The sequence below is a fragment of the Rhodohalobacter barkolensis genome (assembly GCF_002834295.1).
Classification (GTDB): domain Bacteria; phylum Bacteroidota; class Rhodothermia; order Balneolales; family Balneolaceae; genus Rhodohalobacter; species Rhodohalobacter barkolensis.
In genome coordinates this window covers 170,566-194,875 of the sequence record NZ_PISP01000003.1, presented here as the reverse complement: position 1 = coordinate 194,875, position 24,310 = coordinate 170,566, and the positions used below count along the sequence as shown (strand labels likewise).

Genomic DNA, 24,310 nt, shown 5'->3' with positions numbered 1-24,310 from the left:
ATGCAACTTCGACACATTCACAGATTTTAAGTTGTATTCATGAGTAAACATGTCTCATCTGTATTAACCCTTGTTTTAGCAGCATTAATAATGCTGTTTATATTTTTTCTACCCCCCATTCAGACTGCGGACCTGAATTCAAGAGATCTACTATTTGAATTGCGGGGTCCGTTGGATCTTTCACATAGCGATATTGTAATTGTAGAAATCAGCTCCAGGGCGGATGATGAAATTCCATACAAATATCCCTGGCCCACCAATGTTTACGCAAAATTAGTTGAAAATCTGAACAAGGCGGGTGCCAAAGCAATTGCGTTTGATATTCTTTTCGATCAGCAGGATTTGTACAATCCCCGGAATGACACACTTTTTGCAAATGCTGTTGAAGAGGCCGGTAATGTGCTTTTTTCCGGTAGGGTAAGGCAGGAACCGGAACGGAGATTTTTGGGTGGGTTTGTTGCAGATCAACGAACTCCGTCATTTCCCCGGCAAATATTTCTAAATGCAACCCCATGGAATATCGGCTTTGTAGATATGCGCCCCGATTTGGATGGGTTTATTCGCAGTTATCCATTTCAGTATAACTATATAAACGATACCTACTACTCACTGGCACTGCAGATACTGCCTCTTATCAATGGAGAAGAGACTGTATTGCAGAACAGGGATGAGGTATATGAAGCAGCAGACCGTCTGATACCCAAAACTGAACGGTCTCGCATGATCATTAACTATTATGGCGGTTATCGGTCGTTTGATTACGTAAGCTTTGAAGCTGTAATAGATGATTCCGAATTTGAAACAACGACAGAAAGAGAGGCTTTTGATATAAACGAATTTGATGATCCGGATTACGGCCTGTTGTATAAGGACATCCTCAAGGATAAAATTGTTTTGGTGGGAACAACGATGCCTGAACTGCAGGATTTTCACTCTGTACCCTACCCGGACCGCAGCGGTGAATACGCAATGGCAGGTGTTGAAATACATGCTCATGCGCTTCAAACCATTTTAGATGGCCGTTTTTTAACGGAAGTGGGTGTATTGAACAGCCTGTTGATTACTCTTCTACTGCTGTGTGTAAGTTACTTAATTACATCCCGTTTTGTGGGCTGGTCCGGACTGACGATGACCTTGCTGATCGGAATTGTTTGGGCAATCACTGCTTTTATGTTCTTTAATTATGCAAGCCTTTTTATTCCAATTGTACCGGTACTGTTAGCGGTGGTAGTAGGATATATAGGATCAGTAACTCATAATGTGATCTATGAAGAGCGTGAAAAGAAGAAGATCAAATCGATGTTTTCATCCTATGTATCCCCGGAATTGGTAGACAAGATGATCTCGGATGAGTTTGATTATACCCTCGGGGGGCGGGAAGATGAACTGACAGTCATGTTTTCTGATATTGAAAACTTCACAACACTTTCTGAATCATTGTCGCCCCGTGAGTTGGTTTCTATGATTAACAGCTATTTGAACACATTTACAGAAGTGATCAACGAAGAAAACGGAACACTTGATAAGTATATAGGTGATGCTGTAATGGCCATTTATGGCGCCCCGGTTCCTATCGAAAATCAAGCTGCCTGCGCATGCAGAACGGTTTTGAAGACTGAACAAAAATGGGAAAAGCAGTCTTATGACCTGATGGGGGTTCAGATTAGAACTCGATACGGAATTAATACCGGGCCGATGCTTGTAGGGAATATGGGTTCCGAACGTCGCTTTAACTACACGGTGATGGGAGATCAGGTGAATCTGGCGGCTCGATGCGAGTCGGCTTGCAAAATCTTTGGTGTTTATTCTATTGTTTCCGAGAGTACAAAAATCCAGGCGGAGAAAACGAATGAATTTGTATTCAGGAAGTTGGGTAAGGTTCGGGTTAAAGGGCGTAATAAATCAGTGGTGCTGTATCAGTTGGTTGGGTTTACAGATCAATACGATCTTTCGGTCCTAAACCTGATCAAACAGTTTGAATCGGCTCTTGATTTATATTTTGACCGGAAGTTTTCAGAAGCACTTTCAATCTTTGAAAAACTCACCTCAAAAGAGGTTGCGAACTTTCATGTAAATAAAAATCTCAACCCTTCACTTTTCTATGCAGGTCTTTGCCGGGAATTAATTGAAAATACGCCCGAGAACGATTGGAACGGTGTTATTGAAAGGTAAATTTCTTGGGATTTACCGTTTATATTTAATACCAAAGCCCTTATATTTATTGCTCGGGGCAAGTTCCATACAGCCAGCTCCCTATGAATTCCGTCAGGGTCGGAAGGCAGCAGCGGTAGTAGGTCGTAGCGGCGTGATATGGGTAGCTTGCCCTCTTTTTTTATCTGCTCTTCTCAATGTGATCCGCAATATGTTCTGCGTGAATTCTGCTGTTTTCGATAAACAGACTGCTGGTATCCATCCCCCCACAAACCACACCGGCTACATACAATCCTTTTCGGTTCGTTTCTAACGTCTCTTTGTTGTAAACCGGCATCTTCTTTTCATCTTCTGTTAAGTTGATACCCATCTTTTGCATGAGATCAAAATGAGGGCGATAACCTGTCATCGCCAGAACAAAATCATTCTTTATGGTTTTTTCCCCATCAGGCGTCTGGATGTCCACCTCTTTTTCACGGATCTCCAATACTTCAGAATTAAAATATCCGGTAATGGAACCTTCTTTGATGCGATTATCAATATCCGGTTTCACCCAATATTTGATGGAAGGCTTAAGCGTATCGTGCTTTACAAGAATAGAAACATTGGCATGGCATCGATAGGTTTCAAGTGCGGCGTCTGCAGCAGAGTTTCCGCCTCCTACAACTAAAACATTTTGCCATGCGTATCGATGGGGATCATCATAGTAGTGAAGAACTTTAGGGAGCTCTTCGCCGGGCACATTCATCATATTGGGTTTGCCATAAAATCCGGTAGCGAGAACCACTTTTTCAGCCTTGTATTTTCCCTTGTCGGTAATCACTTCGTATGAACCGTCTTCACCGTTAACATTCGTCACCTCTTCAAAAAGGTTGATGTTCAGATTGTAATGTTCCGCAGCTCTACGGTAGTACTCCAAAGCCTCCTTACGTGTTGGTTTTGGGCCGTGAGAAATAAAAGGAATATTCCCAATTTCAAGCTTATCCGATGTGGAGAAGAAGGTCATGTTGGTTGGGTAATTATAGATCGAATTAACCAAGCATCCTCTTTCTATGATGAGTGACTCAATTCCTTTCTGTTTTAGCGCAATTGCTGTGGCTAGCCCTATTGGACCTGAACCTATTATGATGACCATATTGTATACTTAAGAAAATGTAGTTTGTAAATTTTGTTGTAATCAGTTCCCATTTGAGGAGTGTTCAAAATAATCGCCTATTGTTTTGTTGAGCCAACCGGATGGTAAACTCCAAAAGCCGACATGTCCTCCCTCTTTTGGGAAACTGGTTGTAAGAACAGGATTTTTCTGAATATCGTTGATTGGAGTCCATTGAAAAGGGCACAGCGGGTCATCCTGGCTGTGAATGACGAGAGTTTTTGTGCGAATTTTATCCATAAAAAAAGCACTTGAGCAGCTTTCATAATAGTGATCCGCATTCTCAAATCCGTGAATAGGTGCAGTTACTTGATCATCGAACTCATAAAGCGTGTTGCCGGTATAATCAGGAAGATCGGGAAAGACCTTCTTTTTGAGTTTTAATTTTTTTTCGAGCGTTACCAAAAAGCTTTTAGAGTAGAGCCTGTTGAAACCATTTTCCAGATTAAGTGAACCTCTCCGCAGCTCAAATGGCGTAGAGATTGCCGCTACTCTGTCGAGCAGATGATGTTTCCCGTGTTTGTTCAGGTAATTTAGCAGTGCACTGGCACCCAGAGAAAAACCCGCTGCTGAATAGAACTCGGCATTTGGGAAATTCTGATCAACCCATTCAAATACAGTATGCAGGTCTTCTGTTTCTCCGGAATGGTAATACTTTCTGTTCCGGTTCATCGTGCCACCACAACTCCTGAAATTGACGGCAACTACACTGAAGTTTCTTTCAATCAAATGTTTAGACAGCTGCTTGATGTAATATCTTCGGGCGTGCCCCTCAAGGCCATGGAAAAGTATGGCAACCGGACTGGATTCATTCAGTCGAGTAACATCAAGATCCAAAAAATCTCCGTCTGGAGTCTCGATCCGTACTTTTTGTGCTTTGATATGCGGTGCCTGAAAAAACAGGGAGCAGAGAATAGTGTGCACATGACCGTTTACACACCAGGGAGCAGAATTGAATCCGTTCGTGTAAACTTCGGTCTGCGAATTTTGAGAGTCAGAGATTGTCATTATTTCTAATAATAAAAGAAATTGCGGCGCACATTCTGTATTATTTCATAACTAATTATGAAGATAAGGAAAGTTATTTGATGATGAACCAATCAATTCCGAGGCACCCCGTAAAGAGAATTGCGGCAATCGATTTGGGAACCAACTCCTTTCATGCTCTGATCGTAGATATTTTTTCAGATGGAAGTTTTTATACCGTAGATAAATTGAAAGAGATGGTTTTGCTGGCCGAAAAAGGGCTGGGTGACAGACTTTCTGATGAAGCTATGGATAGGGGAATTGATGCATTGGAAAAAATCAAGGTGCTTGCTGAACATCAACAGGCTGAATCGATATTGGCTTATGCCACCAGTGCGATTAGGGAAGCAGAGAATGGCGGTGATTTTATTCAGCGGGCGATTGATGAAGTTGGTGTAAAAATTAATGCCATCCCCGGGAGAATAGAAGCGGAATTGATTGGATTGGCTGTTCAACATGGCGTTCAAATGCCGGACCGACCCGCATTAATCATGGACGTTGGAGGTGGCAGTGTGGAATTTATCATTGCCGATCAGGAAAAGTTCTATCATCTGAGCAGTAAAAAATTGGGTGTGGCACGGATGACAGCCAATTTTATTTCGCATGATCCCATCACAAAAAGTGAAATTGATGTACTGAATAATCAGTATAAAAATCAGCTGACGGATGTGGCGGAAGCTTTTGCTCACCATCGGTCCGATGTTTTAATCGGTTCGTCCGGTACAATGGAGAACATCGCATTGATGATAGCGCACAGAAATAATAAAACTCCAAATTTGACTGTCAATGAATTGGAGTTTACGGCAAGCGAGTTTTTTGAGTTTTATGATGAAACGATCAAGCTAAATGAAAAAAAGAGAGCAAAGCTGAAAGGTCTGGATGAAAAACGGGTGAAGTTACTCCCCGCGGGTTTAGTTCTGGTTCACTACATTCTGAAGCAATTTGCAATTAAACGGGTGAAAATATCCTCGCAGGCACTTCGGGAAGGGATTGTGTTAAGATATATCAAAAAAGAGCTTAGCGAGGGGATCCGAATGCAGCTGGAGGAAAATCCCCGGCGAAGAAGTGTGCTTGAATTGGTTCACAAGTGCGACTGGCACGAAGACCACTCTCGCCATGTAGCTGAACTGGCAAAAAATCTTTTTGATGAGTTGTTTGATCAGTTGAAGTTAGAGGAAGGGGATCGTGAACTATTGGAATTTGCGGCCTGGATGCATGATATCGGTTATCATATTTCTCATCGTAAACATCATAAACACGCGCTTTATATAATCAACAATGCAGACTTAATGGGTTTTAAAGAGGAGGAAATTGATGTGATGGCAAACGTGGCCCGATATCACCGTAGGTCAACTCCAAAATCGAGACATCCCCACTATAAAAAACTGGATAAGTCGGTTAAAGAGAGAGTGAAAAAACTCAGTGCCTTATTGAGGGTTGCAGATGGTTTGGATCGAAGTCATTATCAAAATGTTCGATCGTTCGATTTAACGATTCATGATAAGAGTATTAACCTGACTTTAAACACCGAAGCCGATCCAAATCTTGAGATTTGGGGTGCCATGAGAAAACGAGCCCTTTTTGAAGAAATAACCGGTAAAGAACTGACGATTACGGGATAGGAACTGAGATAGAAATAAATGCACCCGGGAAAACTCAATAAAAAAAGTTATACGCGCAATTTCTTAAATATTTTTGGTGATTTAGGCTTTTTGAGACGTTAATACTTTAATCATCTAAAGTAAAAAAGCCATTTCACTTAATAAATTAGATACCCGGAATTTACTTTTTTACACCTTTTTAGTCAGTGGATTTACTTTTTCTGTATCGGTAAAATTTACCCTAAAATCTGAAACCTTCCGTATTTTTAAAACGTTACAATTCTCACAATTAGAGGCCGGCCAAATTGACTAAAAAAACTACTGGTGAAAAACCCGGCATAAGAATAATAAATCAGGAAAAAATAAATCTACACGAGAAGAAAAATGAAGTTCATAAGTAAACTAATCATGAGTTCTGTACTGCTTATTTCACTATTTGCAGGAACAGCTCAATCCTCAACAACTGACGTTGTAAAGGATGACATCTTTGAAGCGATTCAAAACATCGATATCGTGAGTCTGAATGTTCTGCTTGCAGAAGATGCAGATATTAATTCGGTTGATGAAAATGGAAACACAGCATTAATGCTGGCTTCAAGAATTGGAAATCCAAGAATGGTAAAAATAATACTGGCTCATAATCCGAATTTAAATCTTCAGAATGATAAGGGTTACACAGCACTGATGATCGCATCGGAGCAGGGACAAATTCATATTGTAGAGCAGCTGATGAAGCTGGGCGCTGATACCTCCCTAAAAAACATGGACGGTTTCACTGCAGCTGAATTGGCAATCCGTAACGGACAACCACAAACAGCGGATCTGCTGAATGGTAAAAGCCAAAACAGCGTAGCCAGATAATTTTTTGATTCTGACCGATTAAACGGAAAGCCCCGGATTGCCTTGCAGTTCGGGGCTTTTCTGTTTTTATGCGGAATTGTTGGCTAAGTTGTTTCGGTGCGATATTTTAAAACGGATGATAACTTATTTGATGCCATGCAATTATTACGCTTTCAACTGTTCTCTTTTTTGTTAATCATAACCGGGTGTTTATTTATGAATGCAGCTGCTCAACAGAATCACGACTCGTTGGACTGGAGTGAAATTGAAAATCATTTTATAAAAAAAGCTTCTGATTATGAGGTTGTAGGAGGCGCTTTAGTTTATTTGAAAGACGGTGGAATAAGCGAAAAGGTTTATCACGGCTACGCTGATTTGGAGAGTGAGCGCAGAGTGAATGAAGAAACAATTTTTCACTGGGCATCTATTACCAAAACATTCACTGCTGTTGCCATTATGCAGTTGCGGGATCGGGGATTTCTTTCACTGGATGATCCTTTGACAAGCTTTCTGCCGGAGTTGGAAAAAATTCACAACCCGTTTGGCAGCATGGATGAGATCACTATTCAAATGGCGCTGAACCATTCTACAGGACTTCGAAATTCAACCTGGCCGTGGGGTGGCAGTGAGGACTGGCATCCGTTTGAACCAACCCAATGGGAACAGCTCGTAGCCATGTTTCCCTATACTGAAGTTGAGTTTGAACCGGGAAGCAAGCATAGCTACTCCAATCCGGCAATTATTTTTCTGGGTAAAATAATTGAAAAACTGAGCGGTGATCCCTGGGAGGTGTATATCGACAAGAATATTTTGAAGCCGTTGGGAATGCACCGATCCTATTTTAATCACACTCCATATCATCTGCTTTCGAGGCGATCCAATAGTTATCAAATCAAGAATGACACTCCTGTTGCTCGAGGGTTCGACTTTCATGCAGGAATTACCACTTCCAATGGCGGTTTAAATGCTCCACTCATCGATATGATTAAATACCTCAATTTTCTGCTTGGGGTACATCGTTCAGAACATGAAGTTTTGAGCAGAGCATCATTTGATGAACTTTGGCAAAAAGAGCTTGAAATTGAAGAGAAAGACGGAGTAAAATCATCTGCGGCACTCTCTTTCTTTTTGGAAGAGTTCAACGGTATGCGGGTTATTGGCCATACCGGCACCCAGTTCTCTTACTACTCCTGGTTTTATGTTCATCCTGAATCGAATAGAGCCGTAATTTCTGTGACAAATACAGACGGCAAGCATAATATGTTTCAATTCAGGGACGAGTTTACCCGGTTTCTGTTTAAAAATCTTTTTACAACATTTGAGTGAGCAGGCGGTATTTAAGGGAAAACATTCTTTTCTATGCAGTGAACATTTCGTTTATTCAATGAAACTCAAATAAATAGATCTTGGATGAAAAACATACTGCTACTGCTCTTTTCTTTTTTACTCTTACCACTTGGAACTTCTGCTCAGGACAGCATATCTGAGAAAACTGCGAATATGGAGAGGCATGAAGGCCTTTTTGATTTCTGGTGGGATGATGATACCGGAAAAATCTGGCTGGAAATCGACAAACTTGATCAGGAGTTTATCTATGTAAATTCAATGGCCGCCGGAGTTGGTTCGAATGATATCGGACTGGATCGAAGTCAGTTGGGTAATACCCGGATCGTTAAATTTGTGCGAGTGGGTCCAAAAGTGTTGATGGTTCAGCCCAATTACGACTATCGTGCATCGTCTGAGAATTCTCTTGAGCAGAAATCCATTGAAGAGGCTTTTGCACAGTCTACACTATACGGTTTTGAAATTGAAGTACGCGAAGGGGATAGGGTATTGATTGATATTACTGACTTTTTGATGCAGGATGCACACGGTGTGTCTGACCGTCTCCGGAGCAATAATCAAGGAAATTACTCTGTAGATAAATCTCGATCCGCAATTTATTTGCCGGGGACATTTAATTTTCCGAAAAACTCGGAGTTTGAAACAATGCTAACATTTACCGGGAATGGAGCCGGCGGATGGCTACGTTCTGTAGCTCCTTCGTCTGATGCCGTTACCGTTAGGCTGCACCACTCATTTGTAGAGCTCCCCGATGATGGATACGAACCTCGTGAATTTGATCCCCGGTCAGGTTTTTTCCCGGTTACTTACCAGGATTACAGTGTACCCATCGGCGAGGATATGACAAAACGGTATGCCGTTCGTCACAGGCTTGAAAAGAAAAATCCGGAAGCAGATGTGAGTGAACCTGTTGAACCGATTGTCTTTTACCTGGATAATGGAACTCCTGAACCTGTTCGAACAGCCCTGCTTGAAGGTGGTCGCTGGTGGAATCAGGCTTTTGAAGCGGCCGGCTATAAAGACGCTTTTCAGGTGAAAATGTTGCCTGATGATGCTCATCCACTCGATGTGCGTTATAATGTTATCAACTGGGTGCACCGTTCAACCAGGGGATGGTCGTACGGCTCATCTGTGGTTGATCCCCGAACGGGAGAGATTATCAAAGGAAATGTACTGCTTGGATCACTGCGGGTTCGTCAGGATTATATGATCGCCGAAGGATTACTGGCTCCATACGAAGAGGGTGTTGAGCCGGATCCTGAAATGCTGGAGATGGCACTCAACCGAATTCGCCAGCTTTCCGCACACGAGATTGGACATACTTTAGGAATTACACACAACTTTGCTGCAAGCGTCAATAATGTAGCTTCCGTAATGGATTATCCTCACCCAATGGTCTCGTTTGATGATGAAGAATTGAATTTGTCCGAAGCCTACGACATGGGTATTGGTGAGTGGGATAAACGCACCGTGATCTGGGGATATCAGGACTTTCCGGAAAACGTAGACGAGAAAGAAGCTCTTGAAGATATTATTTTAGAAACCATCGACCATGGACACCTGTTCCTGTCAGATGAAGTAGCTCGCCCTCAGAGTGGTTCTCATCCCGATGCTCACCTCTGGGATTATGGAGTGGATGTTGTGGATCAAATGGATCATATCCTGAACGTTCGTGAAAAAGCACTCAATCAGTTTGGGGAAAATAATATTCGAATGGGACGTCCAATGGCTTATTTACAGGATGTGCTCGTTCCAATCTATCTCTTTCATCGATATCAAACTGAAGCTACGGTAAAATTGGTAGGCGGTATGGATTATTCCTATCAGATTCGCGGGGATGGCCAGGCAGGACCTGCAGTAGTTGACGCTGAGACTCAACGTGCCGCACTGGATGAAGTGATGAAAACCCTGCAAGTAGAAACGCTTGCCCTTCCAGAGTACTTATTAGATTTGATTCCTCCAAAACCGATGGGAATGGGTGCATCTCGTGAAAACTTCAGAGGCTATACCGATCCGGCAATGGATCCGGTAGCCATGGCAGAAGTTGCAGCAGATCATACCGCATCACTTCTTTTTAACCCGCAGCGTGCAGCCCGCCTTGTTCTTCAGTCATCACGGGATAGTGAAAGTTTAGGATATCACGATCTTTTACGCAGTACAATTCACGGCACAATTATGGGTGAGAAAACGGATGGGTACGAAGGAACCATTCAGCGAGCAATTAATGTAGCGGTGTTACGAAATTTCATGCGATTAGCAGGTAATGAAAATGCAACACCTGATGTAATAGCACTGTCCAGAAGCATGCTGAGTCATCTGAAAGATCAACTGGCAGAGAAATCGTCGGGTGAAAGTGAGATGATATGGAAAGCCCACTACTCGCAAGCGTCAGATATGATTGAGAATTTTCTGTCAGGTGATGATTCATACTCGATTCCACCGGCTCCATACACTCCTCCCGGATCTCCAATCGGGAGCGGTGAAACTGGAAATCTTCATCTTCGGTGTGATTTTTAGAATCGGAAGCTCCCATTTTTCAGTATTGAATACGCTTAAGTAATATTTATGACAGACGGGTTTACATTTAGCAAAAATGATCGCGGGTTCTCGGAAAAATCATTCGCTTTTTTGCGAAAAACGATTATTCCGACGGCGAAGTATCTTTTTAAACCGAGGATAACCAATCCTGAAAATCTACCTCAAACAGGACCTTGCTTTATCTATGGCAATCACTCCAATTACTTTGATCCTTTTTTGATCAATGTGAACATGTTTAAAGAGCCCACAGCGGGTGTAATGACGAGGGACCAATTTCATAAGACAATTCCACGCATTTTTATGGATAGCATCGGAATTGTGCCGACCAGCAAATATGTGCCAGAGCCCGGAATTATTCGAAGTGTGATGAAGATGATTGATCAAAATCGAATGATCGTCATTTTCCCGGAAGGTGGTCGTCGATGGGATGGAAAACCCAAACCTCTGATTGAAACGACTCTCAAACTGTTCTGGAAAATGAATATTCCGGTTCATCCGGTTCAAATTCATGGTTCATATCTTGGGTGGCCCCGATGGGCAGATCACTATCGGAAATGCAGTATGGAGCTCCGTTTTATGGATCCGCTTCATGCTTCGGACTTTGACTGTTATGAAGAGTTTGCCCGGTTATGCCGCAATCAAATTGAATTTGATGAGTACCATTCACCTATTGATACCCGTCCGCCTCAATCAAAAAAGCCTGCTGCAGGTGTGGAGCGCTTTCTTTACAGATGTCCTAAAACGGGTGAAAACGGCGCGGTATACTCGCCGGATGGCGAACGAGTGTGCAGTAGAACCTCCGCGATGAGCTACCGGATGACTGCATCGTCAAGACTTGTTGATGCGGACGGTGAAGAGCACTCTTTGATTGATCTTTTTGAGAGGATTAATCAAATGCCGATGGTTTTTATGAAAGATGATTTACTGCTGGAAAAATCAGGTGCCGAATTATACAAGATTGATGAGAATCATAAGTTGGTAAATGTCGGACGATCAAATACAGAACTACGGAAAGATGTCTTAAAAATTTTCAGTGGGTCAGATCATTTTGAGATCCCAATTCAAGACATTCAATACACTTCGATTGAACAGAATCACAAACTTACAGTGACAACTACAGAATCAACTTTGCAAATTAACCTGGAGGGTCAGAGTGCACTGCAGTGGCAGCGGTACATTCGAAGACTTAACAAAGGTGAAAATGCGGTAAAGAGTATATAGCATGGAATCCTGGACGTTACAGTTTACTGCGGCACAATTTTTCCTCGATTTTGCATGGCTTGGAGCGCTGCTTATTGCCGGTACACTGTTGAGAAAAAAGATTCCTTTTTTACAGAAATATCTGATTCCCGCTAATCTTCTTGCCGGAACGGTTGGGCTATTTATTGGGATGAACGGGCTCGGGTGGATTGATTTAACTTCTGAACGACTGGGTGTGTATGTTTACCATCTGCTTGCACTTCTTTTCATTGCTCTGGGTTTACGGGCTCCCAAAAAAAGGCTGGGATTGTCGTCCGTAAAGTTCGGATTGATCTTCATTTCATCCTATTTAATACAGGCTATCATCGGCCTGGCTATCGCTTTTATTTTAATCTACACCATCATGCCGGATCTTTTCGCGGGAATCGGCCTTTTAGCTCCCCTCTCATTCGGGATGAATCCGGGAATTGCATTTTCTATTGGTCAGAACTGGGAGCAGTTTGGTTTTCAGTCCGGTGGAATTGTAGGGCTTACATTTGCTGCGTTTGGATTTTTGGCAGCATATACGATGGGAATCTGGCTGGTTAGAGCAGGAATTAGGAATGGAGAGGCCAAATATGTGAACTCAGATGAGGGGCTTTCGGAAGATGTACGGTCAGGATTAGTAAAGAATCCGGTGGGAAATTCAGAGGAAAAAATCACTACGTCGCCGGAATCTATCGAGTCTTTTACTTTTCATATTGGATTGATTGGGTTCACCTATGTCGTTACATATGGTGTTTTAAAAGTGATGGAAGCGGGATTGGTTTGGATTGGGTCTGAGCAAGAGGTAACAACCTTATGGTCATTCCATTTTATCGCAGCGGCGATTATTGCCATTAGCATGCGAAAAGGATTTGATTCAATTCAGGCGAGTAAATACATCGATGATGTTACAATGACCCGATGTTCAAATCTTTTTATGGATTTTATGATTGTGGCATCTGTGGCTGCAATCAGTTTTGCGGTAGTAGCGCAATACTGGGTTCCGTTACTCAGTATTTCTCTTTTTGCGATCTTAGCTACCTGGCTACTGATACAGATGATGACAAAGAGTGCATTTAACCAGTTTAGGCTGGAGCGATTTGCGGCAATTTTTGGAAATATGACCGGTACACTGCAATCCGGATTAGTTTTGCTTCGCATACTTGATCCAACAATGAAATCTCCTGTCAGTTTTAATCTGGTTTATGGTAGCGGATTGGCCCTGATATTCGGATTTCCACTTTTAATTCTTATCAATGCACCGGTTCACTATTTTTCTGATATCAACGAGGGGTTTTTGGCCGTACTGTTTACGTTAATTTTATACCTGGGACTGATCTCTTTTTTCTGGCAGTATCTTCGAAAACCTAAAAAACAATAGTTACTTCTTAGAAAATCCGCGGAGAGGTTTATGAAATATCGCAAGGTTACTCTTTTCATACTGTTTATTTCAATTGTGGGCTGCAACGGAAATGACCGATCAGATTTGCCGACAGAGCAAATACTTGAATTAACCAAGGGATTTAATGGTGATATCGGGATCTATGTTAAGGATCTGGAAAGTGGTGCAGAGTTTGAAGTAAATGCCGATACGATATTTCCAACAGCGAGCATGGTAAAAATTCCAATTTTGGTGAAGATTTTTGATAAAATTGAACAGGGAGAGTTAGAGTATCAGATGGAACTGGACTACGGTCCTGAACCGGAGTATGAATACTCGGGAGATATCATCAGTAATTTGATTCCGGGTACAGAAGTATCTCTATCTGAACTGGTTCATATGATGATGTCTACATCCAATAATACTGCAAGTCTTTGGAATCAATATCTAGCAGGGACCGGAACGGAAATTAATCAATGGTTAGCAGACCATGGCTACGTGGCAACCCGTGTGAACTCACGCACTGAAGATAGGGGTGAGGACTTTGAAACTTACGGTTGGGGTCAGACTACTCCTCGAGAAATTGCACGGCTTGTGGGGCAAATTTACAGAGGTGAGGTGGTGAGCTCACATGCCTGTGAACAGATGTATAGAATAATGTCGCGCAACTACTGGGATGGTGAAGCTCTTTCTCAAATACCGCCAACAGTGAATGTTGCTTCCAAAAATGGGGCTGTCAGGGCTTCCCGGTCTGAGGTTTTATTGGTAAATGCTCCATCAGGGGATTATCTCTTCTCAGTCATTACAAAAAATCAGGAAGACAGTAGCTATGAGTATGATAATGAAGCGTGGGTACTCATCCGGAATTTATCGGCACTTCTATACAACCATTTTGAGCCAAATTCCAACTGGGTGCCTAACCGGGAGTTGAAACGATATCACAAATAAAAAAAGGCTGTGAATCTTTCGAATCACAGCCTTTATCACAGTGAAGTGATCTTGTTAATTTACTCAACAATCAGTTTACCAACCATTCCACCTGCAAAGTGTCCTGGGAAGGTGCAAATAAAGTCATATTCGCCCGGCTCATCAGGTACTGTAAAAGTAACTGTGTCTGATTCACCGTTTCCTAACATTGAAGTAGAAACAATAATGTTATCCTCAAAATTTGGTGAGATGTAGTCATTATCGCGAGCGCCTAATGATTCTCTTGCAAACTCATCAACGTCTGTTCCCATTTCAACTAAAACGAAGTTGTGAGACATTGCAGTTGGAGGCATTGTACTTTCAGTTCTCAGATTAATTCTGATCTCTTCGCCCGGAGCGGCTTCAATAGCTTCCAGGATTACATACTGGCCTGTTGTTCCGCCGGTAACGAGTCCTTCTTGCTCTCCTTCAACAGCGAATTTTAAATCATCAGTACCTATAAGGTTTATAGTTCTTACACCATCATCTTCAGCTGCTTGCTCTCCTGCTGCCTGCTCTTCTGCTGGTGCCTGTTCCGTTGATTCCCCTCCGCCGCAAGCTGCGAAAGCAACGACAAATAATAGTAGAAATGAATGAATGAGTACTTTTTTCATCTTAATGTTTTGTTCTTTTATGATTAGTTGTTGATTATATCCTATATATAAACAATAATAAAATATATAGCATTCACAGGTTAACTACGAATCCTGTAATAATCTTAAAATGTCAGCTTTTACTTCATCGGCATTAAACTCACTTCCTGAATAATGTTTCCTGACATTTCCGTCTCTGTCAATTAAAGTAACTCGATCGGTATGATCAATAAAATATACCGGTTTATCCTCTTCAGTAAAGCTTGTGGGTGTTTTTATCGTGATTATATTTAAAGTTTCAAGAAGAGATTCAACTTCAGATTTATCCCCGGTTAGAAGTTTCCAGGAGCTTTGATCTAAACGATAGTTATTAGCGTAATCTTTCAGAATTGCCGGTGTATCTCTATCCGGATCAAACGAAACGCTGACTAGCATAAAATCATCCTGATCTGGAAGGGCACGCTGAACATCCCGCATGTTGTATGTGATCATGGGACAGATATCAGGGCAATGAGTATAAACGTACCCAACCAGCATCACGTTACCGCTGTAAACTTCGGGAAATGATACCGAGCTGCTATCCTGATCAACCAGCAGGTATTCATCCTCACTGAGAGATTGTTTGATAGATAAGCTATCGCAACCGGGGAAAGTGACCAGCACAATCCCCGCTGCAATAGTAAGCCAAACGTAGAAGAGAGTTCTTCTTTTTAACATGATACAATTACCTCAGTGGAACCGGGCTATTAGGTGAAAATGGCAATGATGTATCGTAAGTGGTTGTGATAACATCATAAATTACCGGTGTGTACGACAGTACGATTAAGATGATTACCATGATAATAAACGGCTTAAAGTTTCTTAGCCATGTTGCAGGTTCATCATGAAGCGGTTCTGAAATCGGAAAAGTAACAACGGAGCCTTCTTCCGAAGAATCGCTTTTAGAAAACACAGTTCCGAAAAATGATATCAGATAGATCACAATCCCTATAAACATTATGGAGCCGCCTATCACACTCATATCAATATATGCTATCCAGTCAGGCTGGTAGAGAACACTGTCCGGATTGGCATAGGAAGCGCCGGTATTGGTTCTTCGGGGCATGCCTTTTAGTCCGCCAATTTTTAAACCGTACGACATGATGAGCAAACCTACCGTGTAAATGTAGGGTGTAATCATGGCCAGGCCCTTTAAGCGAATTTTTTTGCCCATAAACTGGCCAACCAAATACAAACTACCTCCCAGGAAGGCGAGTAATACCGGGCCGGCTACCGTAAGGTGAAAGTGACCGGGCACCCAAGCAGTATTGTGAACAACCGTGTTCATGGAGTATGAAGCGTTGATGATACCGCCAATTCCACCAAAGATAAAGATGATCAAACCGGTAATGAGGAATGAGAAAAACCATTTTTCTTTATCGAAATAGGGGAGTTTCCACATCCAACCGAACAATCCTTTAGCACCGTTGTTTCGTCCTGCATGTTCGAGTGAGGCAGCAAGTGTGAATGCGGTAATTAAACTTGGCAGTGCTACGGCAAACGTGAAAATACCATGGAGGAGTTTCCATTGTGAGCTAATTGCAGGATCCATGTACTGGTGGTGTGTACCTACCGGTATGGAGAATACGATAAACAGCATGAATACTAAACGTCCGGCCATGTCTGAATAAAGCTTACCACCGGCCAGTTTTGGCATAAATACATAGTACATCACATATGCAGGCAGTAGCCAGAAGTAAACCAGCGGGTGACCAAAGAACCAGAAAAGTGTTCTGGCTAGCATAACATTTACTTCATCAACCAGGCCAAGAGACCAGGGAAGAAGCATAAACAGAATTTCTGTTGCAACTGCCAGTGTCGCAATAAACCAGATAATAAATGTGGTAAACATCCCAACAACGGCAAGCGGTGTTTTTTTGCCCTTATTTTCATGTCGCCACTCGAGATACATTGGAATCCAGTTGTAAAAGGCAACCCAGGAGCCCACAACCAACAGTGTAAGACCTATATAAAATAGCGGATGTGCTTTTAGCGGTGGATAGAATGTGTAGAGTACAGTGGCTTCTCCAATTAATATAACAACTGCTGCAACCACAGAACCCACCAACATCATGATACCCGATGCCCATGCAATCTTTGTGTTCAACTGTTTTTGGAGAGAGTAAGAAACAAGCGCATTACCGAGTGCTACAGCAAAAAATGTGGTAAAGACAATTGCGTTTAAAACACCATGAAAAGTGAGTCCTTTGTAATAGTCGCCACCTACAAAGGGATCGCTTTGAATGATACCTGCCCTGAATAAAGTTTGCATGAGTCCACCATAAACCCCGATGAACAACAGGATCATAGGAATGATAATCAGAGTGGCGTTCAGGTACTTAGATGATTTGGAAAATCTGAATGAGTAATCGCTCATTATAATTTACCTCCTATGGTTTCAGGTTCATCTACATTCTCTTCAATTACAAATCGGCCTGCCATTGTGTGGTGAGCTGCACCGCAAAATTCGTGACAGGCAAAGAAGTATTCACCCGGTTCATCAAATTTCACTCTTATATAATTGATAGCTCCGGGTACAGCCATGAGGTTTACATTTTTTCGTTCAACCTTAAAACCGTGGATGATATCCTGAGAGGTAACATAAAGATCTACGGTTGATCCTGCCGGAAGCCGAATGGTTGATGGCTGAAATGCCCACATTCTGGCAACCATATGAATTTCGTATACATCTTCACTTGTTTGGAATAGTGTGTCACTCGTAAATGGGTCCATGTCTGTGATACAGGTAGGTACCTCAACATCCTCTGCAACAGCTGCGTACATGAGCGCTCCAAAGAATACTAATAGAAGGAGCCCGCTTAGAGATAGAGCTAATTTTTCTGACTTATCCATGGCTTAGATCCTCCCCATCAGTTCGAAGTAGAGTGCAAACCATACAACAGAAAAGAAAATCATTAATAGAATGAAGAAAGCAACAGCGCCTTTTGGACGAAATTCCTCATCGTGTTCTGTGTCTTTATTCCCCATATTGTCTCCGTTTTAAGATTTTAAAAATGACAAAATCGAAAGTAAGAGAATTAATACGTTAAAGTAAAAAGACAAGCTTGTCCAAAAACAAAAAAATTATAAAAAGGAGAGAAAAAAATAGTCCCCCATTTCGTAATGGAAGACTATTCAAGTGGATACAGTAATTTTGCTTATTAAATGTAATTCAAAGTAATTCTTCCGCCTGAGGTTCTGGCGGTTATTTTCGGTCCGCCGTTACCAATTTTTCCGTTGATTGAGTTGCGTTCTGATCGGCCCGTAAAATTACGCAATTCAGTTTCTACTCTCGTAGCACTCAGGTCAAGATCAAAATGCTCGGTTGGGGGGATATTTATGCGGATACTTCCACCACTGGTTCTCAAATCGATATCGTCGGTGAATTCTGAGAAATCAGCGCGAATAGAGCCTCCGCTTGTTGATGCCGATAATTTTCCTCCACTGTCACTGATACGAACAGACCCGCCGGAAGTTGACAGATCAGAAGTTCCATAAACCCGATCGGTGGTTATAGAACCGCCACTGGTTTTTGCAGATATCGACCCCGAGAGATCCTCAAGCGAAATACTGCCTCCGGAAGTTCGTAAAGAAATATTTCCGGATGCGTTACTGGCAGTGATGCTGCCACCACTTGTGTTCAGAATCAGGCTATTGTGAATATTTTCTGCAGATACACTTCCGCCGCTCGTATTTCCTTCAACCGAGGTACCTTCAGGGGCATAAACTTCAAATGAAATTGAGACATTGTTTCCACCCCTGAAAAGGTTTAAAAACCGACCCTCACGTTTTGCGGATGCTGTTATGTGATCTCCGGTTTGTGAAATATCAACTTCGATTTCGTAATCGGATAAGTCTGTATTGGATGGAGATAGAAAACTTCGTCCACGCTTAACGTACATCAAAACTTTCACTTCGTTGCTTTCGTGTCCGTGCAGAGTTATTGAACCTCCTGAGGTCTTTATGTCGACAGACGGTGCATTTGAAGTGGAAAAAGTTTCAACTCTGTAAGCATCCTGCTCATTTTGACCATAAAGTGAGGTTGCAGTAAAAAAAAGCAGTGCAATCAGTAACAAATAAAAAGGTAGAATTTTATGACTCATAGCAGAAAAAAAGATTAAAAGTTTAACAGGATTAGTATATACAGCAAAATCAAACTTGCTGTCAGTTTGTATATGTAAACATGTTCTTGGTCGAGGGATAGGTGATTTTTCATGGCTTCTTGATTTAAATTGAAACTTATTTCTTGTTACGAGGCCAGGTGTAGAAGTGTTTCAGTATGTTTAAAAAGAATTTCGTATCAGGAATTGCCTGATGTTTGTGACGACTGATTTCATTATTATTACAACCGATTTTCTACCAAAATAAAATGACATGAAATTACCCTTTATACTTGCAAAACGGTTTGTTGCCGGAGAGACGTTTGAGTCTGCTGTTCCAAAAATTAAAGCCCTGAATAAAAAAGGAATTAAAGTAACACTGGATCTGCTCGGTGAGAACGTAAAGAAGAAAACGACAGCGGATGAAACAGTAAAGGAGTATATCCGACTGTTGAACGATATTAGTGATGCCGGTCTTAAAAGTACTATTTCAATCAAGCTGACCATGCTTGGGCTGGATATTGATAGCGAGTACTGTAGAGAAAACCTGTACACGTTACTGGATGAAGCTAAGCGATTAGACTCTTTTGTCCGGATTGACATGGAAGGATCGGATTACACTCAGCAAACAATCGACATCTATAAAGAGGCATTTAAGCAGTATGGAAAACATGTGGGGATTGTTATTCAGGCATACCTGCACAGAACCAAAGAAGATATTGCCGATCTAGCCGAATTGGGTGCCGATGTTCGACTATGTAAAGGTGCCTATAATGAACCGGAAAGAGTGGCACTTCAAAATATGCCCGCCATACGGGAAGCATTTAAAGAGTATACAAAAGTACTACTGGAGAAAACGACCTTTCCGCGAATTGCCACCCACGATGATGAATTGATTGAATGGGTAAAAGAGTACACCGAAGAGAATAAGATTGGTAAAGCGCGTTATGAAATTCAGATGCTGTACGGACTTCGCGAAGAAACTATGGAGCAACTCACCAAAGATGGATACAATACCCGGGTTTACGTGCCGTATGGAACCATGTGGTTTCCATACTTTAAACGTCGCTTGTTAGAGAGAAAAGAGAATATCTTTTTTGTTTTTAGCACAATGTTTAAGAAGTAAAAAGATAGCTGCGGTATATTGACATGAAACAAAAAAGGCAGAGCTTTAGACTCTGCCTTTGTTGTTTTAAGTGCGGGTAAGCTGATTAATCACTTACCGCCGTTACGCTTACCGCTTTTGCAACAGCTTCTGCAACTCCTTCTGCAACTCCTTCATCAAAAGGTCCCGGTATGATTTTATCTTCATTCGGTTCCTTCACAACGTCAGCGATGGCATACGCTGCGGCAATGTAAATTTTAAATACGGGCACGAAAGATGCAATCAGCCTGCTGCCACGATGAATTCAAATGAGTGCGGAAATTTTTGCTACGAAATCCAAGAATAAACCCTCGATTCGCTTTTTGAGACTACTGAATTTTATCGTTTGCCATTATCATTGGATTTTTCAAATTCTATGATTGGAAAATTGACAGAGAAATGAATTTAAATTGAGATGATCTGATAGTGGTTGCCACCGAACCAGTCAGATAGATCGGGTGAAGGCATATTTAGTAAAAAACTGGTAATTATTTTTAATTCAGTTTCTGATGAAACTTAAGATTCTAAAATCAGAAATTTAAGTTTTACCCCACTAAGGAAAATGTTTTGATACGCTTCAAGCAGCAAAAGACATTTTTCTTAAAGCGGAGAAAAATTGTGTATACATTTCAAATATAATGTATGATAAATAATGTTAAAAAAGCGCTTTTCTTGAGAGTATACAGTTTGATCTTGTAGTTAAAGGCAAGATAGATTCTTAGACATGGGCATGAAATTCACTTGTTAGATTTGGAAATCAGATATATAAAACCATTTAATTGAAATTGCAAGGATTAAACAAAGACCTGATTTAAGGACTTATAAGCCGATTTTTATACTGAATAGTTGATTAATCATTTTTGTATGACTTACTTCAGTTCAAACACGAATAACAATGCTCTAATTACCAGGGTAAATGTTAATTTAGTTTGGTGTGGTTAAATTTAAATTTAAATCTCGATAGATGATGAAATACTTGTTACTACCTATTCTAGTTATACAGTTGTCAATTCAACTTGGATTTGCTCAAAGTGGTACCATTCAAGGAAATGTTACTGATATTTCAGGCGAACCATTGCCAGGAGTTAATGTAATTATAGATTTAGAAGATAGAACGATTGGTGCTTCAACAAACTTAGATGGCTATTATGAAATAACAAATGTTCCAGTTGGTTTTGTAGAGGTAAGGACTAGGTACATTGGTTATCAGCCGGTTACAAGAGAAGTAGATGTAAATGATGGTGAAATAACAGTTGTTAACTTTGAATTGAGCCAAGCAACTGTAGGTTTAGATGAGCTCGTTGTTACAGGTACTGGTGGAGAGGTATCAAAAAGATCTCTTGGCCACACAGTTTCTTCAGTTGACTTTGAAGGAGAAGAGTTCGCGGCATCTAGCTCTATTCAGGATGCACTGCAAGGGAAAATTGCGGGAGTAAATGTGAACCTTCAAAGTGGTATGGTGGATCAGGAGCCAAAAATAAGAATTCGTGGTACTTCGAGTATTTCTATGAGTAACCAGCCAGTAATCTACGTTGACGGCGTTCGCGTACAAGGACTTGGTGGTTTCGCCCCTGGTGTAGGAGCCGGTGGATTAGGTGCTCCTTCTGCACTTTCCAATATTAATTTTGATGCTGTAGAAAGGGTTGAAATCTTAAAAGGACCTGCTGCCGCAACGCTTTACGGCTCTCAGGCTAACTCCGGAGTAATTCAGATTTTCACAAAACAAGGTGCAACTGAGTCTGCACCAAGATTTAATGCTGAATACACTACACGATTTATCCAAATGCCGGACCGGTTTAAACGAAATACCGGTTTTGCGGAAACTGCTGATGAACAACAACGTGTTCGTGATGTTCTTGGCTTGGATGTCGATTTTTATGAGCCATTTGAATCACCATTTCAGCTGATTGATTTGTACAGTACAGGGATAGGACAGGAGTTTTCGGCTGGAGTACAAGGTGGTGGCGAGGGTATGACATATTTTGCGAACTTAAGTTATTCTCACACAGATGGCCCATTTAACCCTCAGTCAAGCACGTTTAACGGTGGCGCAGTAGGAGGTGCAGATGACGTATATAAAAAACTATACTTTAATGGTAATCTGAATTTTATTCCTACGGATGAACTTCGGTTCCGGGTTCAAACATCATATACCAATTCGAATACCAGTGTTTATGGGACAGGTATAACCATTTATACTCCTACAAGTACAGCTAGATATTCAAAACCAGAAAGAGTGGGTTTAAATAGTCAGTTTGATACATTTGGGGCCGTATTTGCAACTGTAAGGGAGGGGACATATCCTGAAATATCAGATAATGCAAATCAAGGTCGTCTCGTACTTCAGACAGATTATTTTATAACAGAAGGATTATCTGTAGATGCTACATTTGGCGTGGACTATAGAGATCAACGAAGTACGGATTATTCGCCATTTGGTTATGCAGTTGACGGAGTTGCACCAAGCAAAGATGGTACTATTTCAATTGGGAACAGGCAACAGTTAATCTGGTCTTATGAAGGTAAGATTAACTGGAATTTTGATTTTAATCAAAATCTAAAAAATTCGTTTGTTGCTGGTTTTCAGGGATACAGTGAAGAAACAAATTCAACAAGTTCGACAGGTAATAATTTTTCAGGTCCTGGGTTATCGGTATTGGGTGCAACAGCATCACAATCAAGTAATTCTGCATTCCAGGAAGTAACAAATCTTGGTATTTTTGCCCAAGATCAGATTGAATACAAAGATTGGATGTATTGGACAGTTGGTGTTCGATTGGATGCTAGTAGTGCATTTGGTGATGAGTTTAATTATGCAACGTATCCGAAATTGTCACTATCTTTTCTTCCCTTTGAAGCATTTAATACTTCTGTATCAAATATTTCAACATTTCGTCTGCGAGCAGCAATAGGTCAATCGGGCCAGCAGCCTGGAGCCTTTGACAGGTTTAAAACTTTTACACCTGTAAGTTCACCAGAGGGTTCTGGTATTAATCCAGGCAACTTGGGTAATGATGATCTAAAGCCTGAGACAGCAACAGAGTGGGAAGTAGGGTTTGACCTAGGGCTTTTTGATGAACGTTTTAGTATTGAGGCAACTTATTGGGACCGGGTGGTCAAAGATGCCTTGATTGACAGATCATATTCTCCCTCTGGTGGGTTTACAACTCCTCAACTTACAAATGTAGGAGAATTGGAAGGTAGAGGTGTCGAAATATCTGCTGATTACAATGTAATTGAAAAGTCGAATTTTTCTTTAAACATATTTGCAAATACAGCATATCTATATGAACAGGTAACAAGCCTTGGCGGAACCCCTTCTATAAAAGTAGATGCTGGGTATATACGGGATCGAATGTTCATAAAAGAGGGGTATTCGCCGGGTTCATATTTTGGAACTAAGTTACCTGAGGGAATTGATTTTCCTTTTGATCTGAGTGGAAACGGAACTCCATCAAATCAGGCTGAACTAGAAGCATTTTTTTCAAATCCGGTTGATCCAAGTACTCTTAATGCCTACATAATGGTTGCTGGACCAAATGGTGAAGCATTACCAGGAGGATCATCTTACTTGGATCACTATTTAGGAAAACCGACTCCTGATTGGGAAGGATCATTTGGTTTTAGTACTAGATTCTTGAATGGTTTTTCATTGAGTACACGGTTTCAATACGCAACCGGGAACTACTATCATCATAACCTGACCGACGCATTCAGAAGAACAAATGCTGGTATTGGCCGAAATTTTATGGAATCAACTGAGTTGGAGTCCATTCTGAAAAACCCCGCAACTACAACGGCCGAAAGAATTGAAGCAGGTAAAAGATGGGTAAATGAAATGGTGGCTCTATCTCCATTTGACGGTCTTAATGAGGTTGAACAAGCTGATTATATTCGTTGGTCAAATTTAAGTGTGTCATACAGCTTGCCAGTAACCTTTGTAGAAGAATTTGGACTCACAAGCGCCACTATAACTGCAACAGGAAATAATCTAGCTCTCTGGACCAAGTATGGAGGGGTTGATCCACTTGCCACAGGAGAAGGAAGCACTGGCAATGACGGTGGATTATATGAGAACTTTGGCGGCGGCATGGATACCTACGGTACGCCACTGCTCAGAACGTTCTCAATGACTTTAAAAGCTTCTTTCTAAAACAATGGTAATTTTTGATTTAACGAAATTAAAAGATCAACAAAAAAGATAATAGAA

At 41.4% G+C, this 24,310-nt stretch carries 19 protein-coding genes and 1 other RNA gene; 11 read left to right on the top strand and 9 right to left on the bottom strand.

Annotation, left to right across the window (positions count from 1 at the left end; genetic code table 11):
* Window positions 1–39 precede the first annotated feature (39 nt).
* On the top strand, window positions 40–2,172 hold the full coding sequence (locus CWD77_RS10800) for a CHASE2 domain-containing protein (RefSeq protein ID WP_101073586.1): 2,133 nt from the start codon (window positions 40–42) through the stop codon (window positions 2,170–2,172).
* Between the two features lie 56 nt (window positions 2,173–2,228).
* Window positions 2,229–2,328, top strand: an RNA gene (gene ffs / locus CWD77_RS10795) — signal recognition particle sRNA small type.
* Window positions 2,329–2,332: 4 nt separating this feature from the next.
* Here the strand turns inward: ffs and CWD77_RS10790 are convergent.
* Entirely contained in the window at window positions 2,333–3,286 is a 954-nt protein-coding gene (locus tag CWD77_RS10790) for a YpdA family putative bacillithiol disulfide reductase (protein WP_101073585.1), read from the bottom strand.
* Between the two features lie 42 nt (window positions 3,287–3,328).
* Window positions 3,329–4,312, bottom strand: coding sequence for a YheT family hydrolase (locus tag CWD77_RS10785; protein ID WP_101073584.1), 984 nt, complete (start codon window positions 4,310–4,312; stop codon window positions 3,329–3,331).
* An 80-nt stretch (window positions 4,313–4,392) separates the two neighbouring features.
* Between CWD77_RS10785 and CWD77_RS10780 the strand changes: the two genes are divergently transcribed.
* From CWD77_RS10780 to CWD77_RS10750, 7 genes are all read left to right on the top strand, one after another.
* Complete coding sequence (locus tag CWD77_RS10780; RefSeq protein WP_101073893.1) at window positions 4,393–5,952, top strand: Ppx/GppA phosphatase family protein; 1,560 nt, start codon at window positions 4,393–4,395, stop codon at window positions 5,950–5,952.
* 363 nt (window positions 5,953–6,315) lie between these two features.
* Window positions 6,316–6,792 carry an ankyrin repeat domain-containing protein gene (locus CWD77_RS10775; RefSeq protein ID WP_101073583.1) on the top strand — a complete coding sequence of 159 codons (477 nt, stop codon included), beginning with the start codon at window positions 6,316–6,318 and terminating at the stop codon, window positions 6,790–6,792.
* 195 nt (window positions 6,793–6,987) lie between these two features.
* Window positions 6,988–8,097, top strand: a complete 1,110-nt coding sequence (locus tag CWD77_RS10770) for a serine hydrolase domain-containing protein (protein WP_165779136.1) — start codon at window positions 6,988–6,990, stop codon at window positions 8,095–8,097.
* Window positions 8,098–8,181: 84 nt separating this feature from the next.
* Entirely contained in the window at window positions 8,182–10,632 is a 2,451-nt protein-coding gene (locus CWD77_RS10765) for a zinc-dependent metalloprotease (RefSeq protein WP_101073581.1), read from the top strand.
* Window positions 10,633–10,743: 111 nt separating this feature from the next.
* Window positions 10,744–11,874, top strand: coding sequence for a lysophospholipid acyltransferase family protein (locus tag CWD77_RS10760; protein ID WP_165779135.1), 1,131 nt, complete (start codon window positions 10,744–10,746; stop codon window positions 11,872–11,874).
* 1 nt (window position 11,875) lies between these two features.
* A complete protein-coding gene (locus CWD77_RS10755) occupies window positions 11,876–13,258 on the top strand; it encodes a sodium/glutamate symporter family protein (RefSeq protein WP_101073579.1) in 1,383 nt (460 codons plus the stop codon).
* A 30-nt stretch (window positions 13,259–13,288) separates the two neighbouring features.
* Window positions 13,289–14,206 (top strand): serine hydrolase, encoded by a 918-nt coding sequence (locus tag CWD77_RS10750; protein WP_101073578.1) that lies wholly within the window; start codon window positions 13,289–13,291, stop codon window positions 14,204–14,206.
* 59 nt (window positions 14,207–14,265) lie between these two features.
* Here CWD77_RS10750 and CWD77_RS10745 read toward each other — a convergent pair whose 3' ends face one another.
* The 6 genes from CWD77_RS10745 to CWD77_RS10725 form a co-directional block, all read right to left on the bottom strand.
* Window positions 14,266–14,838, bottom strand: coding sequence for a plastocyanin/azurin family copper-binding protein (locus tag CWD77_RS10745; protein WP_101073577.1), 573 nt, complete (start codon window positions 14,836–14,838; stop codon window positions 14,266–14,268).
* A gap of 84 nt (window positions 14,839–14,922) precedes the next feature.
* Complete coding sequence (locus tag CWD77_RS10740) at window positions 14,923–15,534, bottom strand: SCO family protein (protein ID WP_101073576.1); 612 nt, start codon at window positions 15,532–15,534, stop codon at window positions 14,923–14,925.
* A 7-nt stretch (window positions 15,535–15,541) separates the two neighbouring features.
* Window positions 15,542–17,233 carry a cbb3-type cytochrome c oxidase subunit I gene (locus tag CWD77_RS10735; protein WP_101073575.1) on the bottom strand — a complete coding sequence of 564 codons (1,692 nt, stop codon included), beginning with the start codon at window positions 17,231–17,233 and terminating at the stop codon, window positions 15,542–15,544.
* Window positions 17,233–17,709: a cytochrome c oxidase subunit II gene (locus tag CWD77_RS10730; protein WP_101073574.1), complete on the bottom strand. Its 477-nt coding sequence runs from the start codon at window positions 17,707–17,709 to the stop codon at window positions 17,233–17,235. The genes CWD77_RS10735 and CWD77_RS10730 overlap by 1 nt, the downstream gene beginning before the upstream one ends.
* 3 nt (window positions 17,710–17,712) lie before the next feature.
* On the bottom strand, window positions 17,713–17,844 hold the full coding sequence (locus CWD77_RS15720) for a hypothetical protein (RefSeq protein WP_276307522.1): 132 nt from the start codon (window positions 17,842–17,844) through the stop codon (window positions 17,713–17,715).
* Window positions 17,845–18,017: 173 nt separating this feature from the next.
* Window positions 18,018–18,959, bottom strand: a complete 942-nt coding sequence (locus CWD77_RS10725) for a DUF4097 family beta strand repeat-containing protein (RefSeq protein WP_101073573.1) — start codon at window positions 18,957–18,959, stop codon at window positions 18,018–18,020.
* 271 nt (window positions 18,960–19,230) lie between these two features.
* On the opposite strand from CWD77_RS10725, the gene CWD77_RS10720 reads away from it, so the two are divergent.
* Entirely contained in the window at window positions 19,231–20,082 is an 852-nt protein-coding gene (locus CWD77_RS10720; protein ID WP_101073572.1) for a proline dehydrogenase family protein, read from the top strand.
* An 85-nt stretch (window positions 20,083–20,167) separates the two neighbouring features.
* Here the strand turns inward: CWD77_RS10720 and CWD77_RS15570 are convergent, their stop codons facing one another.
* Entirely contained in the window at window positions 20,168–20,332 is a 165-nt protein-coding gene (locus tag CWD77_RS15570; protein WP_165779134.1) for a hypothetical protein, read from the bottom strand.
* A gap of 732 nt (window positions 20,333–21,064) precedes the next feature.
* Here CWD77_RS15570 and CWD77_RS10715 point away from each other — a divergent pair.
* Window positions 21,065–24,253 (top strand): SusC/RagA family TonB-linked outer membrane protein, encoded by a 3,189-nt coding sequence (locus tag CWD77_RS10715; protein WP_101073571.1) that lies wholly within the window; start codon window positions 21,065–21,067, stop codon window positions 24,251–24,253.
* Window positions 24,254–24,310 lie beyond the last annotated feature (57 nt).